15 protein-coding genes and 2 pseudogenes are annotated in these 22,259 nt (G+C 50.6%); 5 read left to right on the top strand and 12 right to left on the bottom strand.

All coding sequences use genetic code 11. The features are described 5' to 3' along the window. Positions 1–80 precede the first annotated feature (80 nt). Together NDI52_RS11495 and NDI52_RS11490 are read right to left on the bottom strand one after the other, a co-directional pair. A complete protein-coding gene (locus tag NDI52_RS11495; protein ID WP_277874828.1) occupies positions 81–215 on the bottom strand; it encodes a hypothetical protein in 135 nt (44 codons plus the stop codon). A 76-nt stretch (positions 216–291) separates the two neighbouring features. Continuing rightward, positions 292–2,718, bottom strand: coding sequence for an ATP-binding protein (locus NDI52_RS11490; RefSeq protein WP_190770355.1), 2,427 nt, complete (start codon positions 2,716–2,718; stop codon positions 292–294). Between the two features lie 584 nt (positions 2,719–3,302). Between NDI52_RS11490 and NDI52_RS11485 the strand changes: the two genes are divergently transcribed. Continuing rightward, positions 3,303–3,701, top strand: coding sequence for a response regulator (locus NDI52_RS11485; RefSeq protein ID WP_190770354.1), 399 nt, complete (start codon positions 3,303–3,305; stop codon positions 3,699–3,701). Positions 3,702–3,993: 292 nt separating this feature from the next. On the opposite strand, the gene cheB is transcribed toward NDI52_RS11485, so the two are convergent. The 8 genes from cheB to NDI52_RS11445 form a co-directional block, all read right to left on the bottom strand. Continuing rightward, a complete protein-coding gene (gene cheB / locus NDI52_RS11480) occupies positions 3,994–5,082 on the bottom strand; it encodes a chemotaxis-specific protein-glutamate methyltransferase CheB (protein WP_190770353.1) in 1,089 nt (362 codons plus the stop codon). A gap of 60 nt (positions 5,083–5,142) precedes the next feature. Continuing rightward, positions 5,143–6,138, bottom strand: a complete 996-nt coding sequence (locus NDI52_RS11475) for a pentapeptide repeat-containing protein (RefSeq protein WP_190770352.1) — start codon at positions 6,136–6,138, stop codon at positions 5,143–5,145. A gap of 95 nt (positions 6,139–6,233) precedes the next feature. Beyond that, positions 6,234–8,603: a response regulator gene (locus NDI52_RS11470; protein WP_190770360.1), complete on the bottom strand. Its 2,370-nt coding sequence runs from the start codon at positions 8,601–8,603 to the stop codon at positions 6,234–6,236. Positions 8,604–8,763: 160 nt separating this feature from the next. Then, positions 8,764–10,221, bottom strand: coding sequence for a methyl-accepting chemotaxis protein (locus NDI52_RS11465; RefSeq protein ID WP_190770351.1), 1,458 nt, complete (start codon positions 10,219–10,221; stop codon positions 8,764–8,766). A 110-nt stretch (positions 10,222–10,331) separates the two neighbouring features. Then, a complete protein-coding gene (locus tag NDI52_RS11460; protein ID WP_190770350.1) occupies positions 10,332–11,789 on the bottom strand; it encodes a CHASE3 domain-containing protein in 1,458 nt (485 codons plus the stop codon). 41 nt (positions 11,790–11,830) lie between these two features. Next, positions 11,831–12,868: a chemotaxis protein CheW gene (locus tag NDI52_RS11455; RefSeq protein WP_190770349.1), complete on the bottom strand. Its 1,038-nt coding sequence runs from the start codon at positions 12,866–12,868 to the stop codon at positions 11,831–11,833. A gap of 879 nt (positions 12,869–13,747) precedes the next feature. Continuing rightward, positions 13,748–15,220 carry a CheR family methyltransferase gene (locus NDI52_RS11450; protein WP_206758163.1) on the bottom strand — a complete coding sequence of 491 codons (1,473 nt, stop codon included), beginning with the start codon at positions 15,218–15,220 and terminating at the stop codon, positions 13,748–13,750. A 232-nt stretch (positions 15,221–15,452) separates the two neighbouring features. Continuing rightward, on the bottom strand, positions 15,453–16,313 hold the full coding sequence (locus tag NDI52_RS11445; protein WP_190770347.1) for a pentapeptide repeat-containing protein: 861 nt from the start codon (positions 16,311–16,313) through the stop codon (positions 15,453–15,455). 229 nt (positions 16,314–16,542) lie between these two features. Between NDI52_RS11445 and NDI52_RS11440 the strand changes: the two genes are divergently transcribed. From NDI52_RS11440 to NDI52_RS11430, 3 genes are all read left to right on the top strand, one after another. Continuing rightward, entirely contained in the window at positions 16,543–16,743 is a 201-nt protein-coding gene (locus NDI52_RS11440) for a hypothetical protein (RefSeq protein WP_190770346.1), read from the top strand. Between the two features lie 156 nt (positions 16,744–16,899). Beyond that, positions 16,900–18,324, top strand: a complete 1,425-nt coding sequence (locus tag NDI52_RS11435; RefSeq protein ID WP_190770345.1) for a LuxR C-terminal-related transcriptional regulator — start codon at positions 16,900–16,902, stop codon at positions 18,322–18,324. Between the two features lie 166 nt (positions 18,325–18,490). Further along, positions 18,491–18,706, top strand: coding sequence for a hypothetical protein (locus tag NDI52_RS11430; RefSeq protein ID WP_190770344.1), 216 nt, complete (start codon positions 18,491–18,493; stop codon positions 18,704–18,706). A gap of 46 nt (positions 18,707–18,752) precedes the next feature. Here the strand turns inward: NDI52_RS11430 and NDI52_RS11425 are convergent. Together NDI52_RS11425 and NDI52_RS11420 are read right to left on the bottom strand one after the other, a co-directional pair. Beyond that, positions 18,753–18,811, bottom strand: a pseudogene (locus tag NDI52_RS11425) (hypothetical protein); the annotation flags it as partial. A gap of 62 nt (positions 18,812–18,873) precedes the next feature. Continuing rightward, a pseudogene (locus tag NDI52_RS11420) lies at positions 18,874–19,180 on the bottom strand (dihydroorotate dehydrogenase-like protein); the annotation flags it as partial. A gap of 318 nt (positions 19,181–19,498) precedes the next feature. Here NDI52_RS11420 and adhE point away from each other — a divergent pair. After that, positions 19,499–22,156, top strand: a complete 2,658-nt coding sequence (gene adhE / locus NDI52_RS11415) for a bifunctional acetaldehyde-CoA/alcohol dehydrogenase (protein WP_190770359.1) — start codon at positions 19,499–19,501, stop codon at positions 22,154–22,156. The last annotated feature ends 103 nt before the right edge of the window (positions 22,157–22,259 follow it).

Here is a 22,259-nt window from a genome sequence, read left to right as displayed (position 1 = left end):
TGGCTCAAACGTGGGTGTTAAACGTTCAGCTTTTAGAATAGAAGCCTGAAAGCCAGTGATAACAGGGATGATAGAAAATATTAAGAAGCTCTCAAATGACCTTTAGAGGGCTGGTATTTGGTACTTAAGGAGGTTTCTGCATAAGAATTTAACCAGAATATTGGTGCTTTGCCCGCGAAGCGGGCAAAGCACCAATATTCTGGGGGTAATTTCATTACTGGAAATCTCCTAAAATTAAATTTAAGAATTTTTTGGTGGGTCGGAGCCCCACCAAAAAATCTTGAAAGAACGCTAGAAGTTAGGAGGGAGATGAGCAGGAATTTCAATGATAAATTCAGTACCTTGACCAGCTTGAGACTCACAGGTCAGCCAGCCGTGGTGTTTCTCAACAATGATTTGATGACTAATGGAAAGACCGAGGCCGGTACCCTGGCCTACGGGTTTTGTTGTGAAGAAGGGGTCAAAAACTTTCTGTCGAACATCCTCAGCCATGCCATGGCCGTTGTCTTGGATGCGCACAACAACCCAAGGCTCATCCGTTCTGGAATCACTAGCTTTGGTCTCAGATTCATTCATCGAGCAAGCCGATCGCACGCTTGTTGTAATCGTAATGGTGCGCGGTTCAGAGCGATCCTGTAGGGCATCAATGGCATTACTGAGCAAATTTAGAAATACTTGGTTGAGCTGACTGGCGTAGCAGTCAATGAGAGGAAGCTCACCATAGTTCTTAACCACTTCAATAGCAGAACTAGTCGCGTGAGCTTTTAGGCGATTTTGCAAAATAAGTAGAGTGCTATCAATACCATGGTGTAGGTCAACAGCCTTTACCTCCGCTTCATCGAGCCGCGAGAAATTGCGAAGAGAGAGCACGATTTTGGAGATCCGCTCGGTTCCTATTTTCATCGAGTTTAGCAGGCTGGCATAGTCATCCAGCAGGAACTCCAAATCAATATTCTTGATATAGGTTTGAATTTCAGGATTGGGTTCGGGATAGTGTTTTTGATAGAGATTAAGCAGCCCGACTAAATCCTTAAAGTAAGTGTCAGCATAGGATAAATTGCCACTAACAAAGCCGACTGGATTGTTGATTTCGTGGGCAATGCCTGCGACTAATTGACCCAAACTCGACATTTTCTCATTCTGGATCATTTTGGCCTGGGTTTGTCGCAATTCCTGAAGCGTTTGATTCAGTTGCTGGGCCTGTGCTTGGGCCGCGAATGCGGCGGCGCGAGTTTGGGCGTAGAGCTCTGCCTGGTCAATGGCGATCGCTAACTGGTTTGTCACTGCATACAGTAATTCCACCTCAGGCTGGCTCCAGTGGCGAGGTTCACGACAGTGGCTACAGGCGATCGCTCCCAATTGCCCAGAGTGGGTTTCTAACGGTATTAGCAAGAAAGATTGAATGCCCCAGGTTTCGATCCAGGTTTGTAATCCTGGTTCTTCTGTGCTCTCATTGCGAGCGTCTTCCAACTGTAAGGACTCTAGGCGCAGAATGCGTTCGACTAGGGATTGGCCCAGTTCGGGGGCGTGTTCCCCTAAAAGGCTGGGAAGTTCGGGATGAATCGATTCGTGGGTGATGGCGAGAGTCGGTAGAATTTCCGCTTGGGTGTTGTTGCCCATCAGGCACCAAAGAAAATGGCATCCATCGATGTTAAAGAGCTGGCGGATTTCCTGCACAGCGATTCCCAAGATTGTGTCTAGATCCAGGGAGTTGCGGATTTGGCTGGCAAGGCGAAACAGTAGAGATTCACGGCGACTTAGCAGTTCGGCTCGGGCAACGCTGCGGTCGATAGCGATCGCCATGCTATTGAAAATCCATTGTAAGGCGGCATAAGTGCCTTCGCGAATAGGGGCTTTGCTTAGAAGTGTGATCACTCCAACGAGGCGATCGTCCACTACCAGCGGGTAACCCACAAATGCAGCCAGGTGATCGCTCGTGGCCCACCGCTGCAACTCAAAACACATTTCCCGGTTGAGTTGATTGGTGCGGTAGGGTTGTCGGCTCTGAGCAATCAACCCAACAATAGAAATGCCCAGGGGTATGCGGGGGGCTAAGTCGGTAGGAGAGGAAATAGATCCGGCGATCGCCCGCAAATCCAAAAAATTGCTTTCCCGATCGAATGTCCAGATTCGGGCTAGAGCGATACCTTCCAATTCATCGACCAGTGCCTGCATACAGCGGCTGAGCATCGCAGGTAGGGGATCACTTCCGGCCAGTACTTGACTGATGATGGTGTTGAGGGTTGAAAGGCGAGTGTGTTCCTGTAAGGAAGCTGTTGCTTTGCGGTGTGCCGTCACATCCCGCAGATAGAGAAATAACCCACCTTTGTGGGGACTAACGACAATCTCTAAGATTAACCCGTAGGGCTCATAGGGTTGTTCAAAATGAATCTCTGCTTGATGTTCTAAGGCCCGCTGACAAGCATTCTCGCCGTGGGGCTGAGCAATCTCTGGTATGGTTTCCCACAGAAGGCAACCTATGACCTGTAGGCGATCGCAGCAGAGTATTTGTTCTGCACGCGCATTGATCGCTACCACATATCCATCATGATCCAACGAAATGAATCCATCGGGTAGATGGTTATGTATTTCCTTGGTTTCCTCCAGAGTGTAATGCAGCCGTTTGGATTTTCCAGTTTGGAATGCGGTCATGGTGGATAGCGAATCCCCGGTGAGTCGAACAGGAAGTGACGGTGAGCTTGGCCGGTGAAGGGACATGGCGATCGCTCCAAAAAACAAGGGCCAGGTTGAAATGAGAGATTCGGATTTTCAGGTTGCATATTTAGAATTCCCAAAGCCCATATTTTTTATCTCTGTAAGTTACGCTTTTTCTTAAAGCTTTGATAATGCTAAGGAGATGTGAATATTGATGTATTTGTAGCTCAAAATTTGCCAGTATTTGCTTGGTCGCTTTCTTTAGAAAGTGCTTATTTGATTGAGGTTTAGCTTTTTGAAGTTAATAGTTTTGTAAAGGCTAAAATCTGTGTTCTCAAAAGTTAATTATGGGATTGATTAACTACTAAATCAAAGCTGTCTCTGAGCAAATTACTCTGCAAATATCAAGTTTTATAGAGAGACGTGGAAGGAACGGTAGGGCGATCATTCATATGGGAACGCTAAGAATGTCAAGGGGAAACTTTTAAGTTGGGTGATCTGAATGGACGATGAGCTCTCCCCTCGTTCAATTGGGCGTAAGTTTGTCTACCATTTGATGAGATGGACGCTCAGCACACCCCTCATCAAATGGTAGACAAACTTACGTCGCAGCATATTAGTTTGTTACAGACTTTGGAGTGAACACTATGTCTGTTCCCGTGGGCGATCGCCCCACTATCCTGACGGTTGATGATAGCAAGGTCATTCACCAGATGGTGAAACGGGCGTTGGAACCTGACTATCGGGTTTTGGTGGCAGACAATGCAGTAGCGGCGTTGTCTATCATTTACCAGGAGCCGATTTCGGTGTTGTTGCTCGATGTCATGATGCCCGATGTGGATGGGTTAGAGTTTTGCCGGACAGTACGAAGTCTGCCCCAATTTCATGCTCTGCCCGTGGTGATGGTCACCTCAAAAGACTCTGCCTTTGATCGAGTGCAGGGTAGGCTAGCAGGTGCAACGGAGTATTTGGTGAAGCCTTTTGATGCCGAACAGTTGCGGAAACTGGTGCAACTGTTTGTCCAAAAGGTGAAAACGCAAAATTAATATTGTTAGTTCCTGTTTTAAAGCTAGTAAAAGAACCATTTTTTCGTGCGTGAAATGCACGAAAAAATGGTTCTTAAAATAGACTCTAGGAACTAGGAGATTTCCAACAATGAAATTACCCCCAGGATGTTGGTGCTTTGCCCGCGAAGCGGGCAAAGCACCAACATCCTGGGTAGATTCTTATGCAGAAATCTCCTAGTACGCTGCGGCGGAAATTCATCACCTATGTTTTTGTGTGGCGTGCGAAGTACCCCACACAAAAACATAGGTCGCGAACTTAGGCCGCAGCCTACTAGCTTGATGTCGGCGATCGCTCAAAAATCTGCTTCAACATTGGCCCAATGCGCTCAATGGAAAGGATATGTTCAGCGGCATTAAGGGCGATCGCTTCCTTCGGCATGCCAAACACAATGCACGTGCGTTCATCCTGGGCAATGGTGGTGCCCCCCGATTGGGAAATTGCCAGTAAACCCTCGGCTCCATCACGGCCCATGCCGGTGAGTAGAATTCCAATACTAGAGCGGCGGTAATAAGCTGCGATCGCCTCAAACATGACAGTAATGGATGGGCAATGTCCACTCACCGGCGAACCCATCTGAACCGCAAATCGTCCCTGGGAGTTTAGCTTGAGATGACAACCATCAGGGGCAAAATAAACGGTGCCGGGAGAGGGGAGGGTGTTAGGGCGGGCGATCGTGATTTTCAATGCACACTCAGCATCTAACCAATCCACGAGACCCTGCAAAAATCCCTCGCTGATATGTTGTACTACGACAATGGGTGCTGGAAAGTTAGGCGGTAAGGGTTTCAGAACTTTGTAGAGCGCTTGAGGGCCACCTGTAGATGCGCCAATGGCAACGACTTGGGGGAGGCGGATATCTGGAGTGGGAAGGAGGGAGGCAGAGAGTCGGGGAGTTGGTGGAGTTGGTGGAGTGGAGTGGGGTGGGGTGCGACGGTGTTGCGTAAAGACGGCGACGCCGGAGAGGATGCGAATACGATTGATCAACTCCTTGGCGGTTTGGTCGTACTCGCCGGGTAAGCCGGAGAGGGGTTTTGGAAAAACATCCAGGGCTCCGGCCTGGAGAATTTGAAAAACGTTGTCAGTGTCGTTCTCCTGAACAGAGGCACTAATGACCAGGATGGGACGGGGGCACTCAGCCATGATCCGTTGGGTCAGTTCCAGGCCACCCATTTTAGGCATGTGAAGGTCGGTACAGACAATGGTGGGATTGACCTGGGGAATTAGATCCAGAGCTTCCTGGCCATTGCGGGCAGTGCCGGCGATCGTGATCCCAGGGGCACTCGAAAGTAGCCGTGTCAGGATTGTTAAAGCGACAGGCGAATCTTCGACCAGAAGAACACGGATGGGGGGAGAAGACATGGTGATGCAGCTAGGTGACGGGGCATAGGTCAGGGGGAATGGGGTAATAGGGGCGGGACGTTAGGCGACAGAAAATGTGGCCGTGGGGAGGGAATGCGCAGAAACGTTGCTGTCGGTGTCCAGGGAAGAGCCACTTAGCGTTGCTCCCTGGAGACGGGCTCCGTGGAGTTGGGTCCCGTCGAGGGTCGCATGATCCAATCGAGCAGCCCATAGGTATGCATCGCGCAGATCGGCATGGTTTAGATTGGCATGCTGGAGGCGAGCAGCGTTGAGATTAGCATGGGTGAGAGTAGCTCCGCTAAGGTCCGCTCTACTCAGCTCACTGCCACTCAAGTCGGCCTGGGTTAAATCGGCGTTAGCCAGGGAGGCGTGCTCCAAGTTGGCGGCATGGAGGTTAGTCTGATTGAGGATGGCGACACGCAGATAGGCATTGCTGAGGTTGGCAGCTGAGAGATTGGCGTGGCTCAGATTTGTACCACTAAGTTTGGAGCCGCTGAGGTTCACCCCGTCCAGATCGGCATGGCTGAGGTCGATGCCGTTCATATAAGCACGGGAGAGTTTGGCCCCCAGCAGTTTAGTGCGAGTAAAGATGGCTCCGCTGAGGCGTGCGCCACAAAGGTTAGCCCAGTTAAGGTTTGCGTCCGTGAGATCGGCCGATCGCAAGTTGATGTCATTCAAATTCGCGCCACACAGATTAACCTCGGTTAAGTTCGCCTGCCGCAAGTTTACCCCCCGTAAAATTGCTCCACTCAACTTAACCCGAGTCAGATTAGCGCTTACCAGACTGGCCCCAGTCAGGGTCGCTTTGGTGAGGTCAGCCTCACGCAGATCTACCCCATTGAGCCGGGCATAGCTCAGGTTAGCGGCATAGAGAAATGCCCCCTTAAGGTTTACCCCTGTTAAATTCGCTCGGTTAAGGCTAGCCGATCCCAAAAATGCGCCAGTTAAGTTAGCGCCACTGAGATTAATGCTATTGAGGTTAGCCCCGGCCAGGTTTACGCCTGTGAAGTCGCGTTCCCCTTTAGCGTAACGGGCCATGAGTTCTTCGAGGTGCATAGTGTTGATCCGTGGGTAGGGTTGGAGGGAGGGTAGAAGGTGGAGGGCAGAGGGCAGAAGGGTGTTGGTGGTGGACAGGTGGATTTTCTTCTGCCTTAAATCAATCGATGTAACGTCTCCAGAAGGACATTCTGATTGAAGCTGCCTTTCGTAATGTAGGCGTTAGCTCCAGCCTCGGCTCCGCGGCGTTTGTCTTCGTCGCTGGCGAGGGACGTGACGAGGATAATGGGGATTTCGTTGTACTCTCGATGCTGACGGATGCGGGCAGCGAGGGAAAGGCCATCCAGATTGGGCATTTGAACGTCTGAAACGACAGCATCAAAGGGGCGGCTTTGGAGCTTGTTGAAGCCATCCAGACCATCAACAGCCGTGATCACTTCGTAACCTGCAGATTCGAGAATGCGTTTTTCTTGGGTGCGAGTGGCGATGGAGTCTTCTACAAGTAGGACGCGCTGTTTCTGAGTGGGTTCCAAGTGAGTTTCCGTAGGGGCGATCGCCACTGCTTGCCGTCGCACTGACTTCATTAGGTCAACCGGATTCAGCACCATACATACCTCGCCAGTTCCCAGGATCGTCGCGCCAGAGATATTCCGGACGCGTTTCAGAAGTTTGCTTTGGGGCTTAGTCACGACATCCTGTTCGTCAATCAGAGCATCAACACAGACACCGAGGCGATCGCCCCCTATGCTTAGAATGATGCAGGGTTGCCGCTGCGATCGGTTCCGATTTCGGGTCAGGTTGTTTGGCTCCGGTAATTCCAATAACTGAGCCAGGGGAGCAATGGAAAGGGGTTGGTCATCCCGCACGATGGTGGGACGACCTTCCAGCATAAAGATTTCCTGGGGTTCCACCAGGGTGGCGGTTTGTACGGCTTCAACAGGAATGGCGTAAGGACGGTCGTTGACCATCACGATCAGCACATGGGCAGTAGCCAGGGTGAGACCGAGCTGAATACGGATCGTGCAACCTTTGCGGGGAGTGGAATTGAGGGCGATCGCCCCCTTCAGCTTCTCGACATTGGTGCGTACTACATCCAGCCCCACACCGCGTCCTGACACCTCTGTAACCAGGGGAGCCGTGGAAAAGCCCGGCGCAAAAATTAATTCTTGAATCTGGCTGGGGGACATGGCGTCAAGCTCGTCGGGGTGGCAGAAGCCGCGCTTGAGGGCGGTGCGCTTAATTTTCTCCACATCAAGGCCACGGCCATCGTCCGAGACTTCCAGCACAATCATAGTGGGGGTTTGGTAACCACGCAGACGCAGGGTTGCCGTAGGGGATTTGCCACACCGCTGCCGTTCCTCAGGAGGTTCCAGGCCGTGGTCGATGGCATTCCGCAAAATGTGCATCAGCGGATCTTTCATCTCTTCCAGGATACGTTTATCCGCTCGGGTGTCGCCGCCTTCCACAACAAAGTTCACTTGTTTGCCTTCCTGGCGGGCTAGATCCCGCACCATGCGCGGAAAAACATTGAACAGAGTAGACAGCGGTAGTAGTCGCAGCGTGCGAATATCCTCTTCTAACTCATCGCTAATCAGTTCCAAACGGGCGGTGTCCTCGGAGAGGGAGCTACGCAGCGCCTGAAGTTTATTACCCAGTTGATCTAACCGCTCTTCTGTCCGGTTGTGAAAGCCTGCTAGACGGTTAAGGGCACCGTTGCCTTTTCGTAATTCATCAAATACAAAGCGGTTGTTGAACAGATCCCGATTCCACTCATCCCAAAGAGTCGTGACCGCCTCCAGTTCTGCCAACCGATGGGCAATACGAATTTTTGTGACTGTCAATTCGCCTGCCTGCGTCAGCAAACTATCCAGGTTCTCCGTTGCTACGCGAATAGTGCCAATCCGATACCCTGGAGCGGTTTCGGCTCGGACCCCAGGGTTCGGTTCTGAGGGTTTGGGCATAGCCATGGCCTTGCCATTCATCGCCCCAATGCTCATGGCTTCAGCGGTGGCCGTAGGCTGCTCCATCTCAACCAGCGACCTATCTTCTATTCCCGCTGGCTCTGCGTCCAAACTCTCGATGTGGTCAACCTCTTCCTGCTCCTCTGCTTCCCTGCTCCCTTGCTCCTGCCCTTTACCCTCTGCCACCTCTTCACTGCCCATCAACTCGGCCAACACCCGGAATGTATTGACATGCGCTTCTTTTCCTGTCGTGGCTTCTTCCACCAGGGCACGGATGGCATGAAGGGCGTGGGAGAGGCGATCGCTCAACTCCGATGAAATAGGCTCGGGATGCTCCTTCAGGTCACTCAGCAAGTGCTCGATCTGATGGGCCAGAGTTCCTATATCCTTCACACCCAGCATGTTCGCGTCGCCTTTGAGGGAATGGGCATCCCGCAATAGCGATTCCAGGGTTTGAGGATCGGTAGGATGGCTTTCCAGATAAAGTAGCCCCGTGTCGAGGTTCTGGAGGTGTTCCTCACTGGCGGTTTTGAAAATGGCTCTCAGTTCGTCATCTTGAATCATCATGGTGGCCTTTCTTGTAGCCGAGATCGAGGCGAGTTAGGGCAATGGAGTCTAGCAGGAACGGGTGAGCAGCGACAGCATTAAGGGAGGGGGGGAGCAGGGGAGACTCAGCACAAATTATGAGGGGCCGTTCAGGCCAGAGGGAATGTCAGATAAGCTTTTACACGATCGCTTTCAGTCCCTTCGCAGCATCATTGAGGCGCTGAGTACCGCTGCGGATTTGACCGATGCCGTTGACATTTTCTCGGGCGGCCGCATTAAGTGCGTTCATTGCATCGACCACCTGCTGGATAGCGATCGATTGCTGCTGAATGTTTAAGGAAATTTGCTGACTGTTGAGGACAACATTATTGACAGCATCAGCAACGCCAGAGAAAGAATTGGCTGTGTCTTGGGCAATGCGTACTCCTTCATCCACGGTCTTGGTGCCTTCATCGGTGACCATTACCGTGGAATTAATGGCAGTCTGAATATCGCTGACCAAGGTGTTAATTTTCTCAGCGGATTTCCGGCTCTGGTCGGCTAGTTTACGAATTTCGGTGGCGACTACAGCAAATCCCTTGCCATGTTCACCGGCTCGCACGGCTTCGACAGCGGCGTTGAGGGCCAGCATGTTGGTCTGGTTCGCCAGGTCGCTGACTAAGCCGGAAATGCTGCCGATCTGGCTGGTTTGTTCGCTGAGGCGGAGAATTTGGTCGGCGATCGCTTCCACTTTTCGCTTCAGGTCGCTCATTCCATGAATAGTTCGGTCCACGGCGACCGTACCACCACTGGCCAGCACCAGGGCTTGCTTCGCCCCAGCAGCGGCAGCTTCGGCCTGCTGGGCAGATTGCCGAGAGGATGCACCAAGCTCATCCATAGTAGTTGTGGTTTCACTCACGGATACAGCCTGTTGATTCGCTGTCCGTTCTTGCTGCTCAATGGTGGCAGCAATTTCGGTGGTAGAGGCGGCGATTGTACTGGCGGATTCGGTCATCTGGTTGGATGTCCGGTTAATGATCCAACTTCCCAAGCCCAGAGATACAAGAATGGAAGCGGTTGTCGCTAACAGAAGTGTGGATTTGAGATTATTTAAGGCTTCCGTTTGATTGTGATTATCCTCTTCAACTAATTCCTGTTCTCGGGCGCGCATACCGTCGATCAGTGTAGTAACGATATCGACCTGTTCGCGGCCTTTATCATTACGCCATACGTTGATCGCCTCATTCGCTTTATTTTGATTAACCAGATTAACCAGGTTTTGTCTAGTGGCTCCTAGACGGACCAATTGCGGTTGTAACTCTGCCAAACTTGTTTTCTGTTGACTATCCCGAAGCATAGAGCTTAACAGGGCTATGTCCTCTTTGAGATCAGCTTCTGCTTTATTGACAGAATCCAGTGAAACTGGATCTTTGTCCAGCAGGTAACCACGGATTGCCCGTGAAGAAATTTGTACATCCAATGAAACTTTATTGATAGCTTCTACGATATTGCGGGAAGTGCTGTACTCTTCTGACAAATGGTTAAGTGTATTAACACTACGGATCACAACTCCAGCAGAAATGCAGAGAGCGACAACTGGAATACTGTATCCAACAACAATCCAATGTCTAAGTTTCCACCGTGTGGTCTGGTTCATAATGGGATCTACCTTCGAGTCAAATAAGCGATAAAAACGACGATGCATTTATGGATATAAGCATCTCGCCATGTTGAGTGATTCGGTGTTAACCCAATCACTCAACATGGCTACACGACTGATTGCAGTTGTCGGGCTGCGTCATTCAATTGGTGTGTGCTGGTGCGGGTTTGCGTGATGCCGCTAGCCGTTTCCCGGGCTGCCACGTTCAGGGAACTCATGGCCAGCAGAACCTGTTGCACGGCGGCGGCTTGTTGTCTTGCATTCAGCGAAATCTGTTGCACATTCATGACGATGTTGCTGACAGAGTCCGTAACATTGTTGAACACGGCAGCGGTTTGTTGGGTGACGTCGGCTCCTTGCTGGGCGGTTTTGGTACTTTCGTCGGTTACCATAACCGTGGAGTTAATCGCCCCTTGAATATCGGCTACCAGGGTGTTAATTTTCTCAGCAGAGAGACGGCTTTGATCGGCAAGTTTGCGAATCTCGGCTGCAACGACTGCAAAACCTTTACCTTGGTCTCCGGCTCGCACCGCTTCAACGGCTGCATTGAGGGCCAGCATATTGGTCTGATTGGCCAGATCGCTAACTAATGCGGAGATGCTGCCAATTTGATTGGTTTGCTCGCTTAACCGCACAATCTGATCCGCAACATTGCCTACCTTTTCTGTCAATGCGGCCATGGTAGTCAGGGTTCGCTCAACCGCCTGATTACCTTCCTGTGTCAACCCCAGTACCCGTTGAGCGCTGGAAGCTGCCGTTTCAGCTTGCTGTGCAGATTGTTGTGAGGACGCCCCCAGCTCTTCCATAGTGCTGGTGGTTTCGTTAACGGAGATTGATTGCTGATTGGCTGTTCGTTCCTGCTGCTCAACAGTACAGGCAATCTCATTGGAGGAAGATGCGATCGCATTCGACACGTCGTTAATGGGTCGAATGACAGACCGGGCAATGAAGGCTAGCACGCCGGAACCGAGGGCGATCGCTATTAATGTGCCCCCCAGAGACACTGCATTGGCAAAGGCGGCAGCTTGGTTAGCAGTGGCTTCTCGCTGGTCTAGAAGTTCCTCTTCGACTTCCTTCATCTCGGCAACTTGTGCACGGATTTCATCCATGAGTTGCTTGCCTGTCTGAGCCCGAATCAACTCCAAAGCTTCGTCGCGCTTACCACTCTGCGTCAGTTCGATGGTGTTAGCTAGTTCTTCCATCTTTTGCTGAGCATGGTCGTACACAGCGTCCAAGCGACGTACCTGCTCTGGGTTGTCCTGAATTAAGTCCCGGAGCTCCTGAAAACTCTCCTCAAAATTCTCTTGGGCCCCGTTATAGGGTTCTAGAAAGTCAAGTTGCTGTGTTAGGATATACCCCCGTTGCCCTGTTTCTGCATTGAGCAATAGGGTTGTAATGTCTTCCAAATTTTGTTCAACGGTTTGGGTGTGGGATACCCATTCATTCGACTCCACCAGGCGATTCAAACTAAATTTTGAGGTTACGCCAATACCGAGCATGATGACGAAGATGCTGCCAAAACCAGCTTGAACCACACGCCCCAATTTCATTTGCTGATGTTTCATACCAATCCTTCTGCTCCCAGGGAGCGAACTAAATGATGCAATCAAACTTCTTCGTCAACATCTAAAACCCCAGAGGTCAAAATCTTGGATAGATTGATAACGCTCATTAAGGTGTTTTGGTAAGGGGCAACTCCCTGGAGATAGTCATTGTGGTTGCCCTGAGTAGCGATAGGAGCCGTATTGATTTGGCCGGGGTGGACATGCACAACATCGAAAATGTCTTCTACGGCAATGCCTGCCACAATGTCATCCATGCGCACGACGATCGCCTTCTGCCACGGATGCTGGTTTTTGGACGTCAGGTTAATAACGGGGCTAATATCTACCAGAGTCACGATTTCCCCACGCAAGTTAATGTTGCCCAACACATGGGGTGGGCAACAGGGGATGGGTGTGATGGCATGAATATCTGTAAATTCGTGAATCGTATCCAGTCCCAGCCCAAAGTACTCACCCTGCAACCCCATGACGGCCAATGCTGTAAGGCTTTGAGAGTCTTCCAACTGAAGCGCTTGAGCCAGCCCATTCCGTCGTTGCCGCAACACTTGCCGCTCATCTTTAGATAGCTCAGCCCAGGGGTCTGAAAGCAGTTCTGTTGTAGCTTCAGCTGCCTGCCATTGTTCCTCCAGGTTGGTACCCAGGATGGCCTGCATTGTGATGGCTGTAAAAGCGGTCGGGTTGAGGATGGTGACGATTTCTCCCGCTCGCTTTGCAATACCCAAAAATGCCGGGGGGCGATCGCTATCAACTTCCGTTGTAGCCCAAGGGGTAATGTAGCTGGGGGCGATCGCCTCCACCTCATGGGTATGCTCTACGACCAACCCTAAGGCCTGACGGTCGTTGCGGAGAACAATCACGCTATTGGTAAGGGTATAGGGGCGTGATCCCTGCCCTAAAAACAGCCCCAGATCAAGAATAGGTAGAATTTCTCCTCGTAAATCGATGACCCCAACAACACATCTAGGCAGATTAGGAAGCGGGGTCACTTCGGGGAGAAAAAATAGCTCCTGGACAGCGGTTGCCGCCAGGCCATAGCGGTTTTGGCCGGAATCAAAAATGAGGTAAGACGTATCAGCCATAGCACAGTTGCCAAAGATGGAGAGTCGTCACGTGGAGAAGGTTAGACAGTTATCTCAAAGCACGCAGAAACAATTTGCTTCAACAGTGTGGAGATTAATGGGTTTATCGTTTTATTAAATGTACATACAGCCTGCAACGGCAGCCTTCAATATCTGTGTTGTTCAACAATGAAATGAGTTCTCTTAACCCAAGCCTATTTTTCCCAAACCTTGCAATTTGGGTCAAAGTCGATATAAAAATACAAGGTAAATCGAGTTTTGTAAAAAGTCTGGAGCTCTTTTTAAGGGAAAACTTTAAATTTTAAATTAGGGCTGTGCTTAATAGATTTCTATATGGCTGAAGCTAGATAAATGCGGGGCTATAATCCTTGTAGGCGGGACTTTTGACGGAATCTAATCAATGGTTAAGTTTTGAAATATCGTCAATGTCTCTCTTTGCTGAAGATGGTATATCCCTTTCCAATTCAGGAAGGTATGGGGGAAGGGCATAGGGCTTTGCGCATGTGCCTTTCTTATACCCTACTAAATCGGAAAGTGATACATGCGGTATGTCTTAAATGTCAGATAAAGTGTAATTAATATTGGTGGAATCTACGCGCATAACTGTTGATAAAGGCTTTTATTTTTTTGCTGTTTCCGTAATTCTATCGATGCACAAGTATGGCTCGGCAGCATTGAAATAAAAAAGCTTGGATTTCCAAATTTTTCAAGAAAATGGAAATCTAACGTTTTTACACAGCACTGTGCTTACAGCGCTTTTCAAGCACTTAAAATCTGGTTTTTTTGTGAGAGCCGCGCGGAGCGCGGCTCTCACAAAAAAACTGGCTGATTACAGCGCAAAGCGCTGTAATCAGCTTGAATACCGCTATCTAGCCCTTGTTAAAGACCCAGCTTCATCTTCAAGTCGGTTTCTAAGTCCATATGATTGGTATGGAATGGGGTGCTTGTGGCCAGGTGGGGCGATCGCTGTACCAGGGTTAGCGCCGACTGCCATATACTCATGGCTTTCTTACGATTTCCTTCCCGCGCGTATAATGACCCCAGTTCTAAATAAGCGGAAATGAATTCCGGCGCGGCGTAAATGATACGTTTATAGAGAATTTTTGCTGCCTCGACATCTCCTTGCTCTTCACGGATTTGGGCCAGGAGGTAGCAGGGATCGACTGCCAGAGGATCACACTGCATGGCTTGTTGGCAGGCCGCGATCGCCAGCTCATGCTGCCCTGAATTGGCGTATACCTGTGCTAGCCAATGGTAAGCTGCTCCGTTTTGGGGTTCATTCCGCACGATTTGCTGAAGCTGCTGGATTGCTTGAGCATAGGCCTTTTCTAATAGCAAAGGCCGGATAACCTCAAGAGACGATAGCGATGTGGAAGCTGGTGCTGTAGGGGATGTGGAGGCCAATGGGACTGGGGGCAGAGGCATCGTCGGGGAAGAAGGACGTGGCTGACCCGAATATTCCATACAAAGTAACCCGCTCGTATGGGAGGGTTGAAGCGCTACTTCTCCAGGCCGTTGATAAATGACTGATTCTGTAAAACTACGAATCTGAAAGTTGCCCAAATTTATCCCTTGAAGTTCTGTATGCCCTGCTAACAGGTAGCCTCGGGGGGCTAAGGTCGTGTAAAACTTTTGGAGAACCTGGGCGATCGCTTCCGGCTGAAAATAAATGAAAACATTGCGGCAGATAATTAAATCTACCTGATCTAACAGACGGATAGGGTCGGGATACCTATCCTGTACGAGATTGCTGGATTGAAAGGTCACCATTGCGGCAATGTCAGGACGAATACGCCAGCTATCCCGATGGGCATGAAAATATCGCTGTTGAATAGACGGGTCTAGGGAGCGGAATGACCAGTTGCTGTAAATTCCTGACCGAGCCTGTTCCAGCATGGCCGGATTGATATCTGTTCCTAAAATTGTCAAATCCCAGCGAGCAAAATCAGGGATCAGTTCTCGTAATAGGATTGCCAGGGAGTACGCTTCTTCGCCACTGGAGCAGCCTGCGCTCCAGACCCGGAGGGAAGGCCGTGTGGTAATCGAAGCAGCAACTTGCTGGCGCTTCTGGGCTATGAGATCGGGCAGCACTTGATGGCGCAGTAGCGAAAACTGCCCCTTATCTCGAAAGAAATAGCTCTCAGTCGTTGTCAGGGATTCGATTAACCAACGCCATTCCTGCTGCTGGCGGGAAGAATCAGAAGCTGTTAATAGTGTGTAATAGGCGCTCAGGCTGGGGAGACCAAGGGTTTGCGATCGCGCATTGAGTTTGTGCGCGATCGTTGCCTCATCCTGGGGTCGCAATTGAAGACCCAGTGTTGTGGTGATCAACCGCATCATCTGCGTTTGCATTGCTGTATCCGTTCCATTTGGGGTGCTAGATGCACTATGCCGCCAGTAGTTAAAAAGGTTCACCGTTACACGCTCCCGTATCCTGCCGCATTGCTCTTTTCCCTTTTAACCGGCTGAATTGCCATCCAGAGTGATTTTGAAACAGTCACTTGCTACGGATTTAGCTCACCCCTATGCATCGAAAACTCAAGATGAGAATTGATATAAAACTAAAGTTCTATATCAATTCTCATCACAGAATTACCAGCCCATTTGAGCCGTGGGCTGACGATTTCATAGATGATTCAGACTCTCGAATGAGCTTTTTCAAGAGCGCCTTGTCATCGAGTTGAACGTTCCAAAAATTAGCCATCGATACATTGGCCCCTGTAAAATTTGCCCCATTCAAGTTGGCTCCGCTGAAGTTGACCATGCACAAGGTTGCGTCTCGAAAATCGGCTCCCTGTAAATCTGTCAGGCTCAGCGTCGCCTCCCGCAGATCTGCCCGGCTGAAATTGACTCCACGTAAATTTGATTTGTAGAGATTGGCTCCTACCAGATTGGCCATCTTCAGGTTGGCGCGCTCCAGGTTGTTATCTACAGCGCTGACCATACAAAGATTTGCCCGTTCCAGGTTTGAGTGAGCCAAATTGACCAGGTACAGGGTAGTACCGACCAGCTTGGCTCCCTCCAGAGTTGCTTCCCGCAAGTCAGATTTGTAAAAGATAGCCTCTCGTAAATCGGCCTTGTATAGCACCGCTTCCCGCAAATCAACTTCATAAAAGATGGCGTTTTTCAGTTGCGCCTCTACGAGGGTCGCCGTATAAAAATTGGATTTGTAAAGATCGGCTTCGTGCAGATCAGCCTGGTACAGATCTGCCATACAAAAATCAGCGCGATACAGAATGGAATGACTCAGATTCGCCTGGGAAAGCGATGCCTCCCTCAAACTAGACTGACATAAATCTGTTCCTGCCAAATTGACGCCCCGCAGATGGGCCCGACACCAATCCATATCCCTCAAGTCAGGTCGAACAAGCGGATTATCGCGCCGCCAAAAGTTCCACTCTGGTACACTGCGTTGAACGATTGCCAGTTGCTCCAAGTTTGCCATGATAGTGCCCCTATCCCCCCAGCCCCCTGATGAAACCTACAGCCATCTGTACGGCAACATACTGTATGAGGGGTGACAACCCTAGAGTGCCCCGGTGGGCTTGGAGCAAGACAATCACAGGGCTTTCGCAATATTTCTATAGCTATTGCCGGATAGATAGGACTCAGTCAGAAAAAGGGGTTAACTGTCTTTAAATCCGGGCAAATGCGCTTGATAAAAGAAACTGATCATGTTTGTTTGCGATTTAGGCGATCGCTCCTCCTACACAGCAGGCATAGAGGTAGGCAAACTGGCTCAACATGAAGCTGCCAGTCAGGTATCGTTTTACCTACCCTGTCCAATATCCATGGAATTCGGTGTAGGAACCTTTGCGAACCGGTTCTCAGTCCAAAATCCTGGCGGCGCACGTCAACGTTTGATGATCTATTAATTGACTAAGTTGTACTGTTCGATACAAAGCGAAAACCAATTTTATATTCAACTGGAAATATCCAGAACTGTGTTTCTTTCTGTCTTCGAGCCCGTTGCGTATTTTTGGGCAACTGCTGCCTTTTCTCTTCGCTGTCGTTTTTCTCGCACGGTCTCTGTGGTTGACCTCGCTGCTCCACTTCTTGACTCTACTCGTCTCCTCTTCGAACTCCAGCACGTCAATGAGATTGCCCGGACGATCTCGGGGTGCTTGGAACCGGAGGCGATCGCTCAGCATGTCACGGAAGCTCTTGTTCAGCAATTCGACTGTGTCTTCGCCCGTATTTGGTTGGTGGAGCCTGACCAGGCCGCCCTGCGCTTGGTTTCCTCGTCGGGTCTTTACACTCATATCAACGGCTCTTTTGCCCGAATAGCCATGGGGGCCTACAAGGTCGGCAAAATTGCCCAAAATCGCATTCCGTTTCTCAGCAACCACTTGGCCGACGAGTCCTGGGTAAAAGATCGGGAGTGGGCGATCGCTAATAATATCCAGGGGTTTGCGGGCTACCCTCTGTTGGCAGGCGATCGGGTTATTGGGGTGCTGGCTACCTTCAGCGATCGCCCTCTCGCCCCAGAGTTTTTAGAAGTGTTACAAGTGCTTTGCATGACCACCAGCATTGCTCTGGATGCAGCAGTACAGATACAGCAAATGCAGCCCAGGCCAACTCCTGCGCTTCCTATAAATGAGGTGTTGGCCCTGTCAGAGCATCTGGCCACGGTGCTCAGCTCTACCCGTCCGATGCTGGTGGGGACTGAGCAGCCCCTTCCGCCTGCGTCCACCTATATCTTCCTGAAAGTGGCGGAAGTGTTGAATCGGCTGCAATGTAACTACTGCCGCTTAATCTACAGCCCACAATCAGTTTCTTTGGAGGCGATCGCCCCCGTTCCCAAACACTTAGCGGAGGCTGGAACGGCATGGGTGCGATCGCACTTCGAGGATCTCCGGCTGGTGGTTACCTGTCTGGGAGGAACCTTGAAAACGCAATTGGGGAGCCCGCGGCCTGTGGTGCAAGTGTTACTAACATTGCCCTACCCTACATGTACTGTGGGGCCAGCGATCGCTATTCAATGCAGCGCTCCGGCCCTACAAGCGGCTCTCACCCATCTCGCTTACCTGGCTGGATTATCGGTTTGCGAATCCTCAGAACTCGATGTACTGCTGCTCACAGATGATTTTGGCGCGACTACCCCAGAGCGCCCTTTGATATGGCTCCGTTGCGGTTCTGCTGGCCCAGTGCCTCCCACAGCCCTGGCTATCATTGATCTCTCGATTCAGCCGAATCAATTACGGGCATTGGTGGAGCAAGTGCAGCATGGCAAGAGCGCCCCCTGTCACACGGCTGAAGATAATCAGCAGTTGTCGGAGCGGGAGCAGGAGATTATGCGGTTATTAGTGCAGGGAATGCGCGATCGCGATATCGCTCAGCATCTCTTTATTAGTGAAAGCACCGTTAAGTTTCACATCAACAATAGCCTCACCAAGTTGAATGCGAAGAATCGGTATCAGGCCGTGTATCAGGCTGCTATTCGCGGCTGGGTATGAGTTTATTTCCTGTCACTTTCAGTGGAGCTCGGAATCCGTCTCAGACGGCGGGCCGTTTCCGAGCTTAATTTCAAAATGAGAATGGCTGTTTGAGGGTTCATCTTGTCACCCAGATTCATCTTTCCACCTAGAATAAGGGGAACCACTTTAATAGAACTTTCGTTTTATGTCTGTACAAGCCATTGGAAATCCCCCTCCCGAAGCGGATCAGTTACGTGCTGAAATCGAGCAACAACTGCCTGCAATTATTGCCAGTTTTAGCCAGGTGTTGCGGGAGCAATTTGGGTTTGAAGGTATCCGCGTCGGTGGCTTCACCATCGTTCCTGAAGAGGCGGCTGCCAGCATTTCCTGCAATGAAGAAAACTGCTCCATTGATGGGTGATTGAGCTTCTGCTAGCGTACGCACAAATTGCCCTGTAGTTAAGTCCCATACTTTGATGGTTTGGTCTAAGCTGCCGCTAGTCAGAGTTTGACCATCGTCGCTGATAGAAGGTATGGCAAAAGGGAGACGTTCTATGGAATGTCTCTCCTATTTCGCGAGGCTTACTTCTATGGTGCAAAGGATTCTGGGTGATAGGACTGAATCCCCTTTATGTATTGCACTCGTTCAAAAGCGCTTTCGTTAGGGCAGTTAATTTGGTTCATACTGCCTTACATTTGCTTGACGGATTCGTATTCGTTTTCTTCCATCTAGTGTACCGTTTCCTGTTCTAACACTCGTAAATAGCTGATGCCATGGCGCATTAACACAGAGCAGGCATGGGTGACTTTTGCGCCAGCCATGAGCATTTTGATGCAATCCTGTCCGTGGCTGATGCCGCCTGTTGCTGCCAAATCAGGGATAGAGGATGGCGATCGCTGGTGTTCTAGACCTGTGGATCTGAGGCAAAATGTTCCTACACCTACCCAGAACTCGTGGGTGCGATCGCACTACGAAAAGTAGATAAGCCCAGGGCGAAGTGAGCCGTTTGTTTGCTATGCAAACAAACGGCTCACTTCGCCCTGGGCTTAAAAATCCCGGTGAGTACATCCTCACAACTTCCTCAACATCTTTTCTTAGAACTGGGGATGGAGATGTTCGTTGTCCATGAAGGCGCCCCGTTCGGGCATTTCTCAGTTGTTCCAAACTGTTCCACCCGTTCTGCAACGTGTCACCCACAAGGACTTACCTGTAATGACTACTGCTGTTACTAACCTGCAAGAGCTAGAGGCCCTGATTCAACGGGTCAAAGCCGCTCAAGCGCAATACGCAACGTTTACCCAGGAACAAGTGGATACCATCTTTCGGTATGCTGCTTTAGCTGCCAATGCCCATCGCATTCCCCTCGCCAAGCTCACCGTTCAAGAGACGGGGATGGGCATTGTTGAAGACAAAGTGATCAAAAATCACTTTGCTTCCGAAATGATTTACAACAAGTACAAACATGAGAAGACCTGCGGCGTGGTCGAATCCGATCCGGCCTACGGGATTCAACGTGTGGCGGAGCCTGTCGGGATTCTGGCGGGAATTGTGCCCACCACCAACCCCACCTCTACCGCCATTTTTAAGGCATTGATTAGTCTCAAGACCCGCAACGCGATTATCTTTTCTCCGCACCCTCGCGCCCGTCGCAGCACCATGGAAGCGGCGCGTGTGGTGCGAGATGCAGCTGTCGCGGCGGGTGCCCCTGCTGATATTATCGGCTGGATTGATGAGCCAACGGTGGAATTGTCGCAAGCGCTGATGAGTCACCCCGATGTGAAGCTGATTCTGGCGACGGGTGGCCCCGGTATAGTGCGGGCGGCTTACTCGTCAGGTCACCCCTCCCTGGGTGTGGGTGCAGGCAATACACCCGCCGTGATTGATCGTTCTGCACACATCAAAATGGCGGTGAACTCCATTTTGGTGAGTAAGACGTTTGATAACGGTATGATCTGCGCTAGTGAACAGTCGGTCATTATCGAAGATGCAGTTTATGATGCAGTCAAACATGAGTTTGCTGAACGTGCGGCATACTTTTTGAATGACGAAGAGAAGGATTTAATTCGCAAAGTCATCCTGAAAGATGGGCGGATTAATGCGGATATTGTGGGCCAATCTACCGAGAAAATCGCTCAACTCGCTGGCATCACCATCCCTACTGGAACCCGTGTCCTAATTGGCGAAGTCGAATCCGTTACCTGTGACGAACCCTTCGCCTACGAAAAGCTTTCACCCATTCTCGCCCTCTATCGCGCACCTGATTTTGATATAGCTGTCGATCTGGCTGAAAAACTCATTCAGTTTGGTGGGCAGGGTCACACGTCTGTTCTCTATACCGATCCACAGAATTTAGAGCACATTCGCACGTTCAAAGATACGCTGACGACGGGGCGTGTGTTAATTAATACACCGTCTTCGCAGGGGGCGATCGGCGACCTCTATAACTTTAAGCTTGATCCGTCATTAACGCTGGGTTGTGGCACCTGGGGCGGTAACTCCGTATCCGGTAACGTTGGCCCGCAACACTTGCTGAATATTAAGACGGTGACGGAGCGGCGAGAAAACATGCTGTGGTTCCGCGTTCCGCCGAAGGTGTATTTCAAGTATGGTTGCTTACCCATGGCATTGCGGGATTTGCAAGACCGTCAGCGGGCTTTTATTGTCACGGACAAGCCGCTGTATGATTTGGGCATGACTAATCGCGTAACCGATGTGTTGGAAGAAATCGGGATGCGGTATGACGTGTTCTACGATGTAGAACCTGATCCGTCTCTCAGCACAGTCAATCGTGGCTTGGAACGAATGCGTCAGTTTAATCCTGATGTGATTATTGCGATCGGGGGCGGTTCCCCAATGGATGCCGCTAAAGTGATGTGGCTGATGTACGAGCATCCTGAAACCAACTTTGATGGGTTGGCGATGCGGTTCATGGACATTCGCAAACGGGTGTACGAATTGCCGCCTCTCGGTGCGAAGGCTCAACTGGTGGCGATCCCCACGACTTCGGGGACGGGATCGGAAGTCACACCGTTTGCAGTAGTAACGGACGATCGCACGGGGATCAAGTATCCTCTAGCGGATTATGCGTTGACACCGAATATGGCGATCGTTGATCCCGAACTTGTCTTGAATCTACCCAAGACTTTGACCGCTTACAGTGGTCTGGATGCCTTGACCCATGCGATCGAAGCCTACGTTTCAGTGCTGGCCTCGGAGTATACCAACGGTCTTGCATTGGAAGCGATTCGGCTCCTGTTCAAATACCTGCCCAGTGCTTACGAGAGTGGCGCGACTGACATAAAAGCTCGTGAGAAGGTACATTATGCCTCCACGATCGCCGGGATGGCTTTTGCTAACGCATTCCTGGGTATTTGTCACTCGCTGGCGCACAAGCTGGGATCAACTTTCCACGTACCGCACGGTTTGGCAAACGCGCTGATGATTTCTCATGTCATTCGCTACAACGCCACAGATGCGCCCTTTAAGCAAGCCATCTTTCCTCAATATAAGTATCCGAATGCTAAATTCCGTTACGCACGGATTGCAGATTATCTGAATCTGGGCGGAATCACCGAAGATGAGAAGGTGGAAAATTTGGTGAATGCGATCGAAGCGTTAAAACGCCGCTTGAACATTCCCCGTACATTGGCAGAAGTGATTCCTGCTGATGCCCGCACCTTCTATGAGCAGGTGGAAGAAATGGCTGAGCAAGCCTTTGACGACCAGTGCACCGGGGCCAACCCCCGCTATCCGTTAATTAGTGATTTGAAGGAATTGTATGTGCTGAGCTATCTAGGCTGCCGTCCCGATGCCACACCTCGCTACACGGATGAGGCACACACTGATCCCTCGGAACTGCTAACAACCTGATCGAATGACCACGGGATGGGAGTGTAAACTTCCATCCCATCTTCTCTGCGCGAGCCCCATCGACGAAAAAGAAGGGATATCCTATGTCGAGTGCAATACTCCA

The sequence above is a fragment of the Leptolyngbya sp. PL-A3 genome (assembly GCF_039962325.1).
Taxonomy (GTDB): Bacteria; Cyanobacteriota; Cyanobacteriia; order Elainellales; family Elainellaceae; genus Vacuolonema.
This window is presented reverse-complemented; position numbering and strand designations above follow the sequence as displayed.